The organism is Myxococcus sp. SDU36 (assembly GCF_030168875.1).
GTDB classification, from domain to species: Bacteria; Myxococcota; Myxococcia; order Myxococcales; family Myxococcaceae; genus Myxococcus; species Myxococcus vastator.
In genome coordinates, this window is the sequence record NZ_CP077414.1 from 1,547,012 (window position 1) to 1,562,789 (window position 15,778).

At 69.9% G+C, this 15,778-nt stretch carries 9 protein-coding genes; 7 read left to right on the forward strand and 2 right to left on the reverse strand.

Features of this window, described 5'->3' with window-relative positions; all coding sequences use genetic code 11:
- The first annotated feature begins 21 nt into the window (after nucleotides 1-21).
- From KGD87_RS06460 to KGD87_RS06470, 3 genes are read left to right on the forward strand one after another with little or no spacing between them, the layout of a single operon-like run.
- Nucleotides 22-6,570: a type I polyketide synthase gene (locus KGD87_RS06460; RefSeq protein ID WP_284666613.1), complete on the forward strand. Its 6,549-nt coding sequence runs from the start codon at nucleotides 22-24 to the stop codon at nucleotides 6,568-6,570.
- 24 nt (nucleotides 6,571-6,594) lie between these two features.
- Nucleotides 6,595-7,701: a fatty acid desaturase family protein gene (locus KGD87_RS06465; protein ID WP_284666614.1), complete on the forward strand. Its 1,107-nt coding sequence runs from the start codon at nucleotides 6,595-6,597 to the stop codon at nucleotides 7,699-7,701.
- A gap of 27 nt (nucleotides 7,702-7,728) precedes the next feature.
- Nucleotides 7,729-8,577, forward strand: coding sequence for a class I SAM-dependent methyltransferase (locus KGD87_RS06470; protein WP_284666615.1), 849 nt, complete (start codon nucleotides 7,729-7,731; stop codon nucleotides 8,575-8,577).
- Nucleotides 8,578-8,770: 193 nt separating this feature from the next.
- Here the strand turns inward: KGD87_RS06470 and hutH are convergent, their stop codons facing one another.
- Complete coding sequence (gene hutH / locus KGD87_RS06475) at nucleotides 8,771-10,297, reverse strand: histidine ammonia-lyase (RefSeq protein ID WP_176415458.1); 1,527 nt, start codon at nucleotides 10,295-10,297, stop codon at nucleotides 8,771-8,773.
- Between the two features lie 135 nt (nucleotides 10,298-10,432).
- On the opposite strand from hutH, the gene KGD87_RS06480 reads away from it, so the two are divergent.
- Nucleotides 10,433-11,710, forward strand: coding sequence for an aspartate kinase (locus KGD87_RS06480; protein WP_284666616.1), 1,278 nt, complete (start codon nucleotides 10,433-10,435; stop codon nucleotides 11,708-11,710).
- Nucleotides 11,711-11,714: 4 nt separating this feature from the next.
- Nucleotides 11,715-12,131, forward strand: a complete 417-nt coding sequence (locus KGD87_RS06485; protein WP_284666617.1) for a ComEA family DNA-binding protein — start codon at nucleotides 11,715-11,717, stop codon at nucleotides 12,129-12,131.
- A gap of 104 nt (nucleotides 12,132-12,235) precedes the next feature.
- On the opposite strand, the gene KGD87_RS06490 is transcribed toward KGD87_RS06485, so the two are convergent.
- Entirely contained in the window at nucleotides 12,236-12,388 is a 153-nt protein-coding gene (locus KGD87_RS06490) for a hypothetical protein (protein ID WP_284666618.1), read from the reverse strand.
- 643 nt (nucleotides 12,389-13,031) lie between these two features.
- On the opposite strand from KGD87_RS06490, the gene KGD87_RS06495 reads away from it, so the two are divergent.
- Both KGD87_RS06495 and KGD87_RS06500 read left to right on the forward strand, forming a co-directional pair.
- Entirely contained in the window at nucleotides 13,032-14,414 is a 1,383-nt protein-coding gene (locus KGD87_RS06495; RefSeq protein ID WP_284666619.1) for a tetratricopeptide repeat protein, read from the forward strand.
- A gap of 167 nt (nucleotides 14,415-14,581) precedes the next feature.
- Entirely contained in the window at nucleotides 14,582-15,766 is a 1,185-nt protein-coding gene (locus KGD87_RS06500; protein WP_284666620.1) for a glycosyltransferase family 2 protein, read from the forward strand.
- Nucleotides 15,767-15,778: the final 12 nt, after the last annotated feature.

Genomic DNA, 15,778 nt, shown 5'->3' on the forward strand with positions numbered 1-15,778 from the left:
CTCGTACCGGAGCCAATCGCCATGGGTTACTTCGCGGTCCCGTACGACATTCATTTCGATGACACGATGGCCTACGGGAGCCATCACTTCCTCACGAACTTCAAGTTCCAGTGTGCTGGGCGGGAGCACCTGCTCTTCAGCCCGGACGTGTTCGACGTGCCGGAGTTCCGGCGCGACTTCGACCAGGTGCTGCTGCTCACCTACGAGGGCTACTCGCGCAACCTGGCACCGGCCAACCTGGGAGACCGGTTGGTGGTGCTGACGACGCTGGAGGAGCGGGGAGAGGTCTCCATCCGCTTCTGCTTCCGGACCTTCAAGAGCGATGGGACGCCGGTGGCGTGCGGCTTCCAGACGGTGCTCTGTGCGGACCGGACGTCGGGCGCCCTGTGCTCGTTTCCCGAGTCCTTCCTTCGGTGCTTCGACTCCCTGTCGGACATCTTCGAGCGCGCCGGGGCACGGAGCTTCCGGGACTGCGTCCAGCAGGGGGGCTCGGCGCTCAAGGACGTGTTTCCGGAGCCGCTCCGGGCGCTGGCGAAGTCGCTGCTCGCGGACCCGGCGTCCCTGGGGACGTCCCGCGTCGTTTCGCTGGAGGGAGCGCCCGCGGCGCGTACCGCCGAGCGGCCCGATGCGCTGGTGCTGCCGCCAGGGGCGACGGCCTTCCTGTTCGCCGGGCAGGGGTCGTTCGAGCCCGAGCTCTACCTCCAGTTGAAGGCGCTCGAGCCTGACTTCGGAGACGCGCTTCAAGGTGTCGCCGCCGCATGTCGTGCGGCCGGGGTGGAGGCGGAGCCGTTGCTCGCCGCGCGTGACGTCGCGGACGTCCGGCATGCGCTGGAACAGCGGCCTCAGCTCGACCAGTTGGGCATCTACCTGTCCGGAGTCCTGGGGGCCCGGTGGATGCAGCGTCAGGGGGTGTGCCCGGACGTGTTCGTGGGGCACAGCTTCGGGGAGATTGCCGCGATGACGGCGGCGGGTGCGCTCGACTTGCGCGCTGGCGCGCAGGTGGTCTGCCAGCGCATCCGGGCGCTTCAGGTGCTTCCCGACGACTTCGGGACGCTGGCGGCGGTGGCGCTCGGTGAGCCCGAGGCCGTCCGCGCCATCGCGGAGTGCGGCGCGTCGGGGTTGCACGTCGCGGGACGCAATCATGCGCGGCAGACGGTGGTCGCGGGAGCGCGCGGTCCGCTCGAACGTCTCCGCGCGCTACTGGAAGGCCGGGGGCAGGGCTTCACCTTCGTTTCGAGCCGCTACCCCTTCCACCATCCAGACATGGCGCCGGCCGCGAAGGCCTTCCGCGAGCTGCTGGGCCGTGTGCCCATGCAGGCGCCGCGTGGCCGCGTCTATTCACCCATCGAGCGGCGCGCCTATGTAGGCGGGCAGCAAGAGTTGGCGGATGCGCTCGCATCGCACCTGGTGCGCTCGTTCGATTTCCTGGGGACGGTGGAGACGCTGTCCCGCGCGGGGTGCACGCGCTTCGTGGACTGCGGAACCACGGGAGTCCTGGCGCGCATCGTCCAGAAGATCATCCCGGCGGAGGCGGCTGCCGAGGTGAGCGTCATCAGCAAGCTGCTTCCGGCCGAGCCGAAGTCCGTGGATGCGGCCGCGGTCGACGACAGCGGCATTGCCGTGGTGTCGCTGGGCTGCATCCTTCCCGGGGGAGCGAAGGACCCGGAGACGTACTGGCAGAACATCCGGAAGGGCATCAGCGGCATCGTCGACCAGGGCCTGTTGCGGCCCGAGTTGGTGACGGACTTCGCGGGCCCCGCGGGGACTCCAGACCGGACGTACACCCTGCTCTCGGGGTGTGTGCGGGACGAGGACCTGGTTTCGCCGCCGGGCTTCGACTCGGCGCGTTTCCAGCAGTACGTCCGCGAGCAGAAGCTGCTGGCCATCGCCCTTTCGCAGGCCATGCAGGGACTGAAGCCCGTGGCATCGAAGTCGCCCGCGCGCATCCAGTGCCTGCTCGGTTCGACGGCGGAAGGGTCGGCCGAGTACGACGCCGCGCTGAGCGTGGAGGCTGGAGAGGCCCTGCTGTGCGCCCGGGGCGAGCGGGTTCAGGACGTCGCGGCGCTCGCGAGCGCCGCCCGTGAGGCCTTTGGGGTGGACGCCATCTCCAGTGACCTGGCGCCGCATCCCACCTTGCAGGCCGTGGTGACGGACGTGGTGGGGCAGGGCGTCGCCACCACGCTGCTGGACGCTGCTTGTGCGTCGTCGCTCTATGCCATGGCGCTGGGCATGAAGGCGCTCGAGCGTGGGGACGCGGACCTGATTCTCGCGGGCGGCGTGTTCTCTCCGGGGCCTGGAAACAGCTGTCTGTTCTCCCAGTTCAACGGACTGTCCGGCACGGGGAGCCGGCCCTTTGACGCGCGTGCGGACGGCGTCATCTTCGGAGAAGGCGCGGGCGTCGTGGGACTGATGCGCTTGAAGGACGCCGTCGCGGCGGGACACCGGGTCCATGCCGTCATTCGCGGCGCGGGGCTCTCCAGTGATGGACGGAGCAGCTCGGCGAACGTGCCCCGGTCGGAGGGGCAGGTGGCCGCGATGGAGGCGTGCTACTCGGGGGCCCAGGTTGACCCGGCGAGCGTGCAGTACGTCGAGGCGCACGGAACCGCCACTCCCGCGGGGGACGCCACCGAGCTCAAGTCGATTGCTCGCGTCTTTGGCGGAAAGCGCAGCGGCGTTCAGCTCGCCAGCGTCAAGGCGCTGATTGGCCACGTTGGCTGGGCCGCGGGTGCCGCTTCGGTCATCAAGCTGTGCAAGGCGATGGAGCATCGGACCTTCCCGGTGCAGTCCAACTTCGATGCGCCCGGTGCCTCGCTGCGCGCCATGGGGCCGGGCTTCGAGGTGAACACGCGCGAGCAGCCCTGGCCGGAGAACGGCGAATTGCCTCGTCGTGCCGCCACCAACGGTTTTGGCTTCGGCGGAACCAATGCCCACCTGGTGCTGGAGGAGTACCGGGGGCCGTCGTCAGCGCCGAGGTCGCGCGAGGGCACCCCGTCGGATGCTGAACTCGTGGTCGTGGCCGCGGAGGGCTTGTTCCCGGATGGACACGGGCGACCCGAAGCCGGTGTTCCCGTCGAGCCAGGCACGCGCTTCGACCTGCAGGCACTGCGCCTGCCGCCCACGGTGCGCCTGCTGCCCGACATCTCCGAGGACATGGACGCGACGCAGCACCTGGGGCTCGTGGTCGCGAGTGCGCTCGTCCAGAAGCTGGGGACGTTCAACACGCTCCGCGCGGGGACGGCCATCGTTTTGGGGCTCGAAGGCAAGACGCGCCGTGGCGTCGAGGCGGTCCAGCGCGTCCTGTCCTTCACGCTGCAACGGCGCTTGCGGGAGAAGGCTCGTCGCGAGCCAGCGTCCGCCGCGGTGCTGCCCCTGGCGGAGCGTCTTCAATCCGCGGTGATGGGGAGCCTCCGCCCCTCGGGGCCGTACACGCTCCAGGGGATGATGCCGAACGTCACGCCCGGCCGTGTCGCGGGGGCGCTCGACGTCAAGGGGCCCAACTTCGTGGTGGATGCGGGGGCGGCGTCGTCTTCGGCGGCGCTCCAGGCCGCGCGAGGGCTGCTGGAGAGTGGCTTCGAGCTGGTCCTCGTGGGCAGTACGCACATTGGCAGGCCGGGTGAAGTCAGAGGGGCACAGCAGCCCGAGGAAGGCGCGGCGCTCTTCGCGGTGACGACGGCGGAGAAGGCCCGAAGGCTCGGCTTGAAGCCCATGTGCCACCTTCAGCTTTCGACTCGTGGCGCGAAGGGGACAGGTGCGGGTGTCGACCTGCCGCCGCACTCGGCGGCGGAGAGCCTGGCGCTGCTGCGCGCCGTACAGGCGGCGGCGGAGGGGCGTGCTGGAACGCTGCGGTTCCACGCCGATGTCGCGACGGGGCTCCGGTTCGAAGTGCAGCTCCGGCCGATGGCGGACGGGCGGGATGTCGAAGGCGAGCGGCCTTCGCAGGGGGCGCGAATCGACGCCTCCACGCCGCCTCTTCGGACTCACATTGATGCCGTGACGGACGGCCGAAGCGAGCTGCCGTCCCGACCGTCCGAGGGAGCGCGGCTGGCAACTTCCCGTTCTGTCGAATCCGCGTCGTCTTCTGGCGAGGGCGCAGCGGGGGGCTTCGACCATGCCGCGCCCATTCAGTACCTGTCACCCGTGTTGGTGGAGCGGCCGGCTCGGAAGACGCGGCCGTCGTATCTCAGAGGCCGTCGGGTGCTGTTCATCGCGGAGGACGTGGCACTCGCGCGCGAGCTCGCGGCCCGGGCCGATGCCCTTTGTGGAGCGGAGCACCTGATTCTCTGCCCGGGGACCGGTTCGGACTCGGGACGCCTCCGGTACGTCGACCTCACGACCGACGCTTCAGCGGAGGCCGGACTGGCCGCGCTTGGCTTCGAGCCGGAGGTCATCCTCGCGGTCAGCCGCATCGAGGCAGGGGGGGGCGAGGCCGCGGTGGTCGCGGACACGGCGATGAAGCACGGGGCCCTGGAGTTGCTCTTCCTGGTCGCCCGTCGCGCGTATGAGCGCCTGTCTCGTGGTGAAGTGGAGCTGGCGAGCCTGTGCATGGGCGCCGTGGGCGCACGTCGATGCCTGCATCCGATGTCGGGGCTGTTCGCGGGAATGCTCAAGTCCATCGGGCGGGAAGTGCCTGCCCGGAACGTTCGGGCCCTCTCCACCACGGCCATGCCGCTCCAGGAGGCGCTCGAGCTGGCCGAGGCGGAGCTGGGCTCGGAGGTAGGCTCGGAGATGGACGGGAATCACTCCATCGAGGTCTGCTTCGATGGTCCGGTGCGCTGTGTCCGCGTGCTGCGGGTGACGGACGTCACGGCGGACCCGGCGGCGACGCTCGACTCGCGCTCCGTGGTCCTGCTCACGGGCGGAGGGCGGGGTGTCACGGCGGTCCTCGCGGGGGCCCTGCTCAAGCGGTTTGGATGCAAGGTGGTGCTCGTAGGCCGGAGTGACCCGGATGAGGCACCCTTGCGCGTGCTGCAGGCCCGTGAGGAAGACCTGCCTGAGTTGGAGCGGGAGTTCTACGCCTCGGAGCTGGCCAGCAACCGGGGCGTGCGGATGTCGGAGCTGCGCAAGCGCTTCGAGCGCTTCCTGGCCGCTCGCGAGCTGAAGGCCACGCTGGAGGGCCTGGGCCGGCTCCCGGGTGAGGTGCTCTACCGGGCCGTGGACGTCACGCGCGCGTCGGACGTGGACCGCGTGGTCCAGGAAATCGTCGACACGCATGGGCGGCTGGACCTGGTGGTGCATGGGGCGGGCACGCAGACGTCCAAGAAGCTGAACCGCAGGCAGCTCGGGGAGCTGCGCACGAACCTGGGCACCAAGCTGCTGGGGCTGCGGAACCTGCGGGAAGCCTGCGTGAGCCGGCTCGCGCGGCCGGTGCCGTTCCACGTCCTCACCTCCGCGTTCAGCTACATCGGGAATGACGGGCAGGCGGACTACGGCGCGGCGAACGAGGCGCTGGACCGGCTCTGCGCCTGGGTCAGCGACGCGAGCCAGGAGGTCCGTTGGTGCAGCGTGGGCTGGCTGGCCTGGGATGGAATCGGCATGACGCGGGGCTCGGAGTACCGCGTGCTCGGTGCCAGCCGGCATCTGCGTGGCATCCGAGCGGAGGAGGGCGAAGCGCTCTTCCTCCAGCTCGTGGATGGGCGGCCTCGGCAGGCCATCAACGTCCAGCTCACGGAGAGCGAGCGTTCCTACTACGCGCTGGAGGTCCTGCCCCCGGAGGAGGCGCGTTCCGCGTCGGCCGGGCCCGTGCAGCGCGAGCTGGTCGTGGATGCGGCGAGTGTGCCGTGCCTGGAGGACCACCTTGTGCGTGGCACGCCCACGTTGCCTGGGGCCTGGGCGTTGGATCTGATGCTGCAAGCGGCGGTGGGCAACGGGCGGCCGGAGCTGCGCACCGTGACTATCGAGGACGTCCGGTTCTCGCGCTTCATCCGCGTCAAGCCGGGGGGCCGCCAGCACCTGCGCGCCGAATGCACGCCCCTCATCGATGAGCCCGGACGTCTTGGCGTGCGGGTCCGGCTGATGGGGGACATCGTCCATGCCTCGGGGGTCGTGCTGGAGAAGGACCTCGTCTATGCGGAGGCGCGGTTCACGCTGACGGCGGAGCCGCCTCGGGGCACGCCGGAGCTGGATGCGGCGGCGCCGTCGGGAAAGGCACTGCGGGTCCACGACCCGCACTGCGCGGCGGGTGCGCCCATCGAGCTGCGGAGGATGTTCGACTGCCTGGAGGAGATTCACATCGAGCCGTCGGCCCGGTTCGCGAGGTTGGGGCTGCCGACCGAGCCTCGTCAGGCGGGCAGCACCGTGCCCGCGCTCGTCCTGGATGCCGCCTTGCGGCTGAGCGCGATGCACGTGGATGGGGAGTCGAGCGCGGTGTTCGCGCCCATCCAGTTCCAGCGGGCCACGTTCGACCGGGGCCTGGTGGACGTCCGGGGTGGAGCGCCGCTTCAGCTCTCATTGAAGGCGCTGCCGCCGCGAGTGGATGGCGACCTGCTGGAGTGCGGCAGCGTGGCGGCGCTCGATGAGGCGGGGCGGCTTCGGATGTTGCTCGAGGGCGGCCTTGCGCGGCCCATGGCTTGAGACCTCCTTCCTTCGGGTGAACGCATGAGTTCTTCCATTTCCCAGGCGGGGCCCATTCCCGCCGATGATCCCCGGCGGCTGCGGTCCGAGCTGCGCCGGTTGATGCCGCCGGAGTCCTTCCAGCCGCAGCCCCTGCGAGGCGTCATCGCGCTCGGGCTGGTTCCGGTGATGGGGGGCTTGATGTGGGCCGCGGGGAGCGGGCGGCTGCCGTGGTGGGCGTGCCTGCTCATCTCGTTCGTGCTCGGGCAACTGGTGACGGCCGTGGGCCTGGCGGCGCATGAGGCGCTGCACCACGCGGTGTTCCGCAGCAGGGCGCTCGAGAGTCTCCTGGGCTGGGTGGGCTTCAGCCCGTTCCTGGTGACGCCCGGGAACTGGCGGGCGTGGCACGTCCAGGCACACCACAGCGCGGCGAACGTCCTGGTTCGCGACCCGGACATCCTGCCGCGTCAGAGTGAGTGGCGGACCCAGTGGTTCGCCAAGGTGTTCCACGCGATGTCCCCGGGCTCGGGCTCGTTGCTGAGCTTCGTCAGCTTCAGCTTCTTCTTCACCGCCCAGGGACAGGCCTTCTTGTGGCATCACAGCCGGCTGCCACAGTTCAAGCATGTGCACATGCACCGGACGCGGGAGCGCATCCTCACGGTGCTCCTGACGCTGGGCTGGGTCGCGGTGGGCTGGTGGATGGGGCCGCTAGGGGCGCTCTATGCGCTCATCCTTCCGCTCCTCATCGGCAACATCACCTTGATGATCTACATCGCCACCAACCACTGGCTGCTGGCCGCGCACGAGGAGTCCGACAACCCCTTCGTGAACACGGCCAGCGTGGCGACGCATCCGGTGATGGACTGGCTGCACTACAACTTCAGCCACCATCAGGAGCACCACATCTTCCCGGCCATGAGCCCGAAGTTCGCGCCGCTGCTTCGCAAGCATCTGCGCGAACTCAACCCCGAAGCGTCACAGGTGTACCCGCACCTGCACGCGCTCCGGATGTTGTACCGGCGCCCGGCGCTCTATTCCGAGGATGGACAGACGCTCATGACTTCAGTGGGGACGCCGTCGATGTCCACGGAGGAACTGCGCCGCCAGCTCAAGGGAGGTGATTCGAGGCTTGCGCGCGGGCTGCCCCGGTGAACGGCTCCGCCTGTGTTATGGGGCACCATGGCTCCGTCCGACACCGAGTCCTACCTCCTCGACTACCACCGCCGGCTCGCGGGCGTGACCGCGCGGTGGTTCGCGAAGACGCCTGTGACTCGGGGCGACAGCCGCTTCGCCTCCACCTACGCGCTGCTGGCGGCGGAGGTTCCCCAGGACGCGCGGCCGAACACGGTGCTCGACCTGGCCTGCGGTGATGGCTACCTGCTTGAGTTGCTCGCTCGGCGGGAGCCTCAGCCGCCGCGACTCGTCGGCCTGGACATGAGCGAGGACGAGCTCGCTCAGGCCCAGTCGCGTTTGAAGGGGGCCGCCACGCTGATTCGAGGCGTGGCGCAGTCGCTCCCCTTCGAGGACGCCAGTCTCGACGTCGTGCTCAGCCACCTGGCCCTCATGCTGATGGATGACTGTGAGACGGTCCTCTCCGAGACTCGCCGCACCCTGAAGCCCGACGGGAAGCTGTCCTGCGTCGTCGGCGGCGGCTTCGTACCCTCTGGGGTGCTCGCGGTGTTCCGAGCCCTGATGAAATCCGCCATCGACGCGCAGCCGCGCCCCGTGCTGAGCCTGGGCGACACGCGCTTCCGCTCCACCGAGGGGCTGAGGGCACTCTTCGGCCTCGCCTTCGAGTATGTCGACGTCTTCGACCTCGAGGTCCAGGAGTGCGGGCCGCCGGAGCAGGTCTGGGCTTCACTCGCCAGTACCTACGACGCCGACCAGCTCCCGCCCGACGCACGCGAGGACGTCCGGCGCGCGTTCCTCGCGGCCGTGGAGTCCATGAGGGTTTCAACTGGAAACATCACCTGTCTTTGGAGCATGCGACAGGTGACGGCGCGCGCGCCCAGGCGCCGAGGCGTGTAGGGCCTGTCGTGACCTGTCTGGCCTTGTCGCCGAAACGACAAGGACCGCGAGCTGCACCGGACCGTGAAGCCAGGGCGCGCCCTGCGCGGCGCTGTTCATCGCGTGGGGTCACGTCACGGAAATGAGCCCGAAGCCATCGAGAGCACGCTCTCGGCTTCGGGCCCATCGACATCGGACAAGACGCTGATTCCGCTCACGCCGTGGCGGAGCGCACCGCCGCGAGCAGCTCGCCGGAGTCGACGAGCTGGGTCACCGCCTCGATGTCCCGGTGCAGCTCGCGGTCCTTGTCCATGTGGGGGACCTTCGAGCGGACCAGCTCGTACGCCGCGAGGGCGCCCTTGCCGGGCTTCAGCGGCAGGCGGAAGTCCAGGGCCTGCGCCGCCACCAGGATTTCAATCGCGAGGCACGAACGGGCGAAGTCGCTGACCTGACGTCCCTTGAGCGCCGCCGTCATGCCCATGGACACGTGGTCCTCGCGGCCCGCGGACGACGGAATCGAGTCCACGGACGCGGGGTGGCTCAGCACGCGGGACTCGGCCACCAGCGCCGCGCTGGTCACCTGCGCAATCATGAAGCCGGAGTTCAACCCGGAGTTCTTCGCCAGGAACGCGGGCAGGTTGGACAGCGCCGGGTTCACGAGCTGCTCCACGCGCCGCTCGCTGATGGACGACAGCTGCGTCAGCGCCATGGCCACCACGTCCATGGCCAGGGAGATGGGCTGGCCGTGGAAGTTGCCGCCCGACACGATGCGCTCCGTGTCCGCGAACACGAGCGGATTGTCCGTGGCGCTGTTGACCTCCACCTCCAGGATGCGCCGGGAGAACGCGATGCCCTCGCGCGCCGCGCCGTGCACCTGGGGCATGCAGCGCAGGGAGTAGGGGTCCTGCACCTTGCTGCAGTGGATGTGTGACTCCACCAGCTCGCTGCCCACCAGGATGCGCCGCAGGTGCGCCGCCACGTCCTTCTGGCCCGGGTGCGCGCGCACGTCGTGAATCTCAGGGATGAAGGGCTTGTGGCTCCCCAGCAGGCCCTCCAGCGTCATGGCGCCCGCGACGTCGGCGAGGTCCGCCAGGGACTCCGCGCGAAGCTGGAGCAGGGTACCCACGGCGCACATGGCCTGGGTGCCGTTCACCAGGGCGAGGCCCTCCTTGGCCTCCAGCACCACCGGCTGCAGGCCCGCGCGCTCCAGCGCCTGCTTCGCGGGCATCCGCTGGCCCTGGTAGAAGGCCTCACCTTCGCCGATGAGGACGAGCGCCAGGTGCGCCAGCGGGGCCAGGTCTCCGGAGGCGCCCACGCTGCCCCGCTCGGGGACCACGGGCACGACCTCCCGGTTCAGCATGTCCAGCGCCAGGGCCAGCGTCTCCATGCGGATACCGGAGTAGCCCTTGGCGAGCACGTTACAACGCAGCAGCAGCAGCGCCCGCGCTTCAGGCAGGGGGAGGGGCGTGCCGACGCCACAGGCGTGGGACAGGATGAGGTTGCGCTGGAGGTCGCGCAAATCCTTCTTGTCGATGCGGACCTCGGCCAGCGTGCCAAAGCCGGTGTTGATGCCGTAGGCGGGCGTGTCTCCGGCGGCGACGCGGTCCACCAGGGCGCGCGAGGCCCGCACGCGGGTGGCGGCGTCGGGCGACAGCTCCACGGTGGCCTCGTTGCGAGCCACCTGGAGGATTTCCTCGAGCTTCAGGGTGTCACCGTCGATGAGGATACGGGGGCGCGACATTCGGGGCTCCAAGGGGTGCGGCGAAAGGGCGGGCACCCTAGCGTAAACGGGCGCGGGGGTGCTGGCCGGCGCTTTACACCCGGCGGCCGGGCTCGTATAGCTCCCGCCCGTCTGAAGAGGGAGGTTGCAGGCGCCGTGGCACTCATCGTCCAGAAGTATGGCGGTACCTCCGTAGGTGACGTGGCCCGCATCAAGAACGTGGCCCTTCGCTGTCTGGCCGCCCAGGAGGCCGGGCATGACGTGGTCGTCGTCGTGTCCGCCATGTCCGGCGAGACGAACCGGCTGCTGAAGCTGGTGACGCAAATCACCGACCGGCCGGACGAGCGCGAGCAGGACGTCGTCGTGGCCACCGGTGAGCAGGTCACCATCGGCCTGCTGGCCATGGCCATCCACGCCCAGCAGGGGAAGGCGACCAGCTTCCTCGGGCACCAGGTGCGCATCGTCACCGACAGCACCTTCTCCAAGGCGCGCATCAAGAGCATCGACGCGCAGCCCATCCGCGCCGCGCTGGCCCGGGGGCACATCGTCGTGGTGGCGGGCTTCCAGGGCGTGGACGAGTCCGGCAGCGTCACCACGCTGGGCCGCGGCGGCTCCGACACCACCGCGGTGGCCGTGGCCGCCGCGCTGAACGCGGACGCCTGTGAAATCTACACGGACGTGGACGGCGTCTACACCACCGACCCCAACATGGTTCCGTCCGCGCGCAAGCTGGACCGCATCACCTACGAGGAGATGCTGGAGCTGGCCAGCGTGGGCGCCAAGGTGTTGCAGATCCGCTCGGTCGAGTTCGCCATGAAGTACAAGGTGCCGCTGTGGGTGAAGTCGTCCTTCTCCGACGACCCCGGCACCCTCGTGTGTGAGGAGGACAGTTCCATGGAGGATGTGCTGGTCCGCGGCGTCGCGTATGACCGCAACGAGGCGAAGATCATGGTGTGCGGTGTGCCGGACGTCGCGGGCGCCGCGGCGAAGATCTTCGGTCCGCTCAATGAGAAGCACATCGTGGTGGACCTCATCGTGCAGAACCCGTCCAAGGACGGCCGCACGGACGTGACCTTCACCGTGGGCAAGACGGACTTCCTCACCGCGCAGGAGGTGGTGCGGAAGGTCGCCGAGGAGATTGGCGCGTCCGGCATCGAGACGGACGGGGACATCGCCAAGGTGTCCATCGTGGGCGTGGGCATGCGCAATCACTCGGGCGTGGCGGCGCGGATGTTCCAGGCGCTGTCCGCCGAGGGCATCAACATCCAGATGATCTCCACGTCGGAGATCAAGGTGTCATGCGTGGTCCACGCCAAGTACACGGAGCTGGCCGTGCGCGCGCTGCACACCGCCTTCGGGTTGGATCAGCCCATGCCGCCGGAAGGCGTCTCCGCCGTCTCCGAGACGGCGGCCCTGATGGGCGAGAAGGTCTGAAAGCGTGGCGAGCCGCACCGCCGCGCTCGCCGCCGTGGCGCTGGGGGTGTTGAGCGTGGGCGTGGTCGCACGCCTGCGCTGGCCGGATGCGGCGCCCGCGTTGGACTGCGCCGCCGCGTCAGTGCGGATCCGTCCGGATGGTGTGGCCGTCTGCGGTGACGGCGCGGTGCCGACCGGGGCTCAGGCGCTGGCCCTGGGGCGTCCGTTGGATTTGAACTCGGCGACCGAAGAGGAGCTTGCCCTGCTCCCGGGCGTCGGGCGTTCCCTGGCGCGGAGCCTCGTGGAGGCTCGCGAGGAGCAGGGCGGGTTCAAGAGCTGGGCTGACGTGGATGCCGTCCGTGGCGTGGGTGCTGCCAAGTTGCAGACCCTCCGGGCAGCCGCGGCGCTGGGCGCGCCTCCGGACGCCGGGCCCGTGTGGTAAGCACGTCGGGTGCAGATCTCGTGCCCTCAGTGCTCGATGCAGTACGTCCTCGACTCCCGCTTGCTGCCACCGGGCGGTGCCTCCGTTCAGTGCACGCGCTGTGGTCACGTGTTCAAGGCCGCGCCACACGGCGCGTCGCCGCCCTCGGGTTCGACTCCGGCGGTGACGGGCGGGGCGGGGCCCGCGCGCTCGAGCATGAAGTCCACGCAGCTCTTCGCGGGGACGCCCCCCGGCGCCACGGCGGGTTCGTCCGTCACGACGACGACGCAGGTGTTCGGCGCGGGGGCCGCGGACCGTCCGGCGCAAACACCTTCGCCAGGGGCTCCGGCGGGTACGACGCAGTCGTACGGTGCGGTGGCCTCGAAGGGGCAGGGCGCCGACAACGCGACGCAGGCGTTTGGAGCGGTGCCTCCCGTTGGAGCCGCGCAGAGCGTCGGGGCCGCTCCGGCAGCGAGCAACGCGACGCAGACGTTCGGCGTGGCGCCCCCTGTGAGCAGGACGCAGGCCTTCGCCGAGGTGCCGGGCCCGCGGCATGCAAGCAACGCGACGCAGACGTTCGGCGCGGTACCCCCGGTCGCCTCCGAGCCGCGGACGCAGGCGTTCGGGACAATCCCTTTCAGGGGACCGGCGGCTGATGCTGGCGCCTCGCCGCGGGGCGGGGCTCCCGGAGCCGGGACACAGGCGTTCGGCGCGGTGCCTCCGGTGGCACCTGCGATTCCCACTGTGGGAAGAACGCAGACCTACGGCGCGGTTCCCGGACAGCAACCTGGGTCGCCAGGGAGTGCCGGACCTGGCTCCGTGGCACCAGGTCAAGCGACCCAGACGTTTGGTGCATACGCACCTGCGCGGGCTGACGCCTCCATGACGCCAGACCCGGGTTCTGTGCCCACGCCTCCTCCCGTGAGCCCGATTCCGCGGGTTGCCTCCCAGGGCGCCGCCTCGCTGGACGGCGTCCCTGTTGGATTCGCCGCGCCTCCCGCCAGTGATTCCGTGGCGCCGCTGGGTCGCAGTCAGACGTTCAGCGCCGTTCCGCCGTCTGCCTCCGAGGCGCCTGTGGGGTCGAAGCGGGTCTTCGGCTCCGTGCCGCCCGTTCCCATGCCCGCGCTTGATGCCGCCGAACCCTTCGCGGGCGTCCGGTCGACGAGCCCCTTCGGTCTGTCGCCACTGTCGGGCGCTGATGGTGGCATCCAGCGCCCTCCTGAATCGGAGCCCACCGCCACGCCGGGCACCGGGACAGCAGGGGGGCTGAGCTCCCTCGACGACGCGAGTGGCTCGGACCTGGGCCCTCTGGCCGGAGCCGCGTCGCGCCGGGCCCCGCTGGAGCTCCCTCCGGACCTAATTGCGTCGACCCGTCTGTCGATGGACGGCGCGCGAGCGTTCGAGAACGGCAGGGCTCAACGAATCCGTCCCCGGGTCGTGCTGGCCAGCCTGGTCGGGCTCATCGTGGTGGCCTCGCTGGGCTACGTCGCGCTGAAGCGTCGTGGGGTGGAGATTCCCGCCGCCGTGGTGGAGGCGACGGACCGGGCATCGGTGCTGCTCCGGCGGGATGACGCAGCCTCTCGCGAGCAGGCCATCGAGCGGCTGGGAGTCATCGCCATCGCGAATCCCGGCTACGTCGACGTCCAGGCCGAGCTGGCGGTGGCGCTCACCCTGAAGCTGTCCGACGTCCAGGCCGATGCCGAGCGGCTGCGGCTCCGGGGCGATGCCATTGCCCGGGGGCTGGAGGCCGCGGCGAAGATGCGCGTCCTGTCCGAACAGGTGGCTCGCCGCACCTCGCTCCAGCAGGAGCAGGAGGCCAACGCGCGCGACATGGCGTCCCTGCGTGTCACCACCGACACGCTGCGCAAGGAGCTGGACGGGCAGGTGTCCCAGTTGAGCAAGGCGCCGGAGTCCGAGCCGCCCAGCGCCGCGGCGGCACGGCTCAAGGCACGCGCCCTCCATGCCTCTGTCCTGGCGGCGCCGGACTCCCTGGCCCTGGCAGAGCGTCTGCGCAACGTGGAGCGCGCACCGTACCGGTGGAGCACGCTGGTTCGGGCCGAGTACGCGCTGAGCGCCGGGTCGCCGCCGGAGTCGCTCGAGGCGGTGGCCAAGGAGCTGGAGGCGCTGCGCCAGGCTGACAGCACGCTGCTGCGCGCCTACCTGCTCGGTGCGCGCGTGGCGCTGAAGCTGAAGGACACGGCCGCCGCCCGTTCACTCCTGGACGACGCCGTGGCGCTGAACCCGAACCATCAGGCGGCGGCTCGGCTGATCGCGCAGATTGACGCGGACGCCGCCTCGCCCTGAAGCGACGACCGCGTCCTCGGGCGCGAGGGCTGGAGAAAGTCCAGTCCCTCACCCAGCGCCGGGCCCTCCGTGGCGCCACTGCGTGTGATTTCAAGCGCGTGGACGAGGCACGCCTCTTGCTGAACCCGGAACCGTTGCGAGGACTGGGTGCTTGGGAGGCAGGGTTGATGGCGGAGGTCTTCTTCTGGGGTGCGGTGCTGCTGCTCGCGCACACTTACTTTCTCTACCCCTTGAGCCTTTTTTTGCTCGAAGGGGCCGCGCAGGTGCTCATCAAGAACGCCCGAGCTGTACGGCGCGCGGAAACAGTCAAGCAGGGCTTTGGCGGGCAGCGGGCGTTGCCCTCGGTGAGCCTGGTGGTGGCGGCCTACAACGAGGCCTCGTGCATCCAGCAGAAGCTGGAGAACAGCCTCGCGCTGGCGTACCCGGCGGAGCGGTTCGAGGTGCTCATCGGTTCGGATGGTTCGTCGGACGGGACGGATGACCTCGTCCGCGGCTGCTCCGACGCGCGGGTGCGGCTGTCGCCGGCGCCTCGGGCGGGCAAGACGACGGTGCTCAACCGCTGCATCCCCATGGCGCAGGGGGACATCGTCGTCCTCTCCGACGCCAACACGATGATTGAACCCGAGGCCATCGAGCGGCTGGTGCGCCACTTCGAGGACCCGGAGGTGGGGGCCGTCTGCGGCAAGCTGCGGCTCTACAACCCCACGAAGCAGGACTACGAGGAGAGCGCTTACTGGAGCTACGAGTCGCTCATCAAGATGTACGAGGGGCGGCGCGGCGCGGTGGTGGGGGCGAACGGTGGCCTCTATGCCATCCGGCGCTCGCTGTTCACCCACCTGCCGCCGTCCACCATCGTGGACGACTTCGTGATTCCGCTGCGCATCCTGGAGCAGGGCTACAAGGTCGTCTACGAAGAGCACGCCGTGGCGCACGAGGAGACCACGGAGGATTACGGCAAGGAGTTCGGCCGCCGGGCGCGCATCGCCGCGGGCAACTTCCAGAGCATCCGCATGGTGCCCGGGCTGCTGCTGCCAACCGCGGGCTTCCCGGCCTTCGCCTTCTGGTCGCACAAGCTGCTGCGCTGGTGCGCCCCCGCGCTGATGGGGCTGGCGCTGGTGGCGAACCTGTTCCTGCTGGACCGGCACTTCTACCAGTTCACCCTGTTCAGCCAGGCGCTGTTCTACGCGCTCGCGTACCTGGGGAAGACGGGGGTGCTGAAGCGGGGCACGGCGAAGAAGGCCGCGTCGGTGGCGTACTACTTCGTGACCATGAACCTGGCCATCGTCGTGGGGTTCTGGCGCTTCCTGCGCAACTCGCAGCGCGCCGCGTGGGACCGGACGGCGCGCGCGTAGTCGGAAATCCAG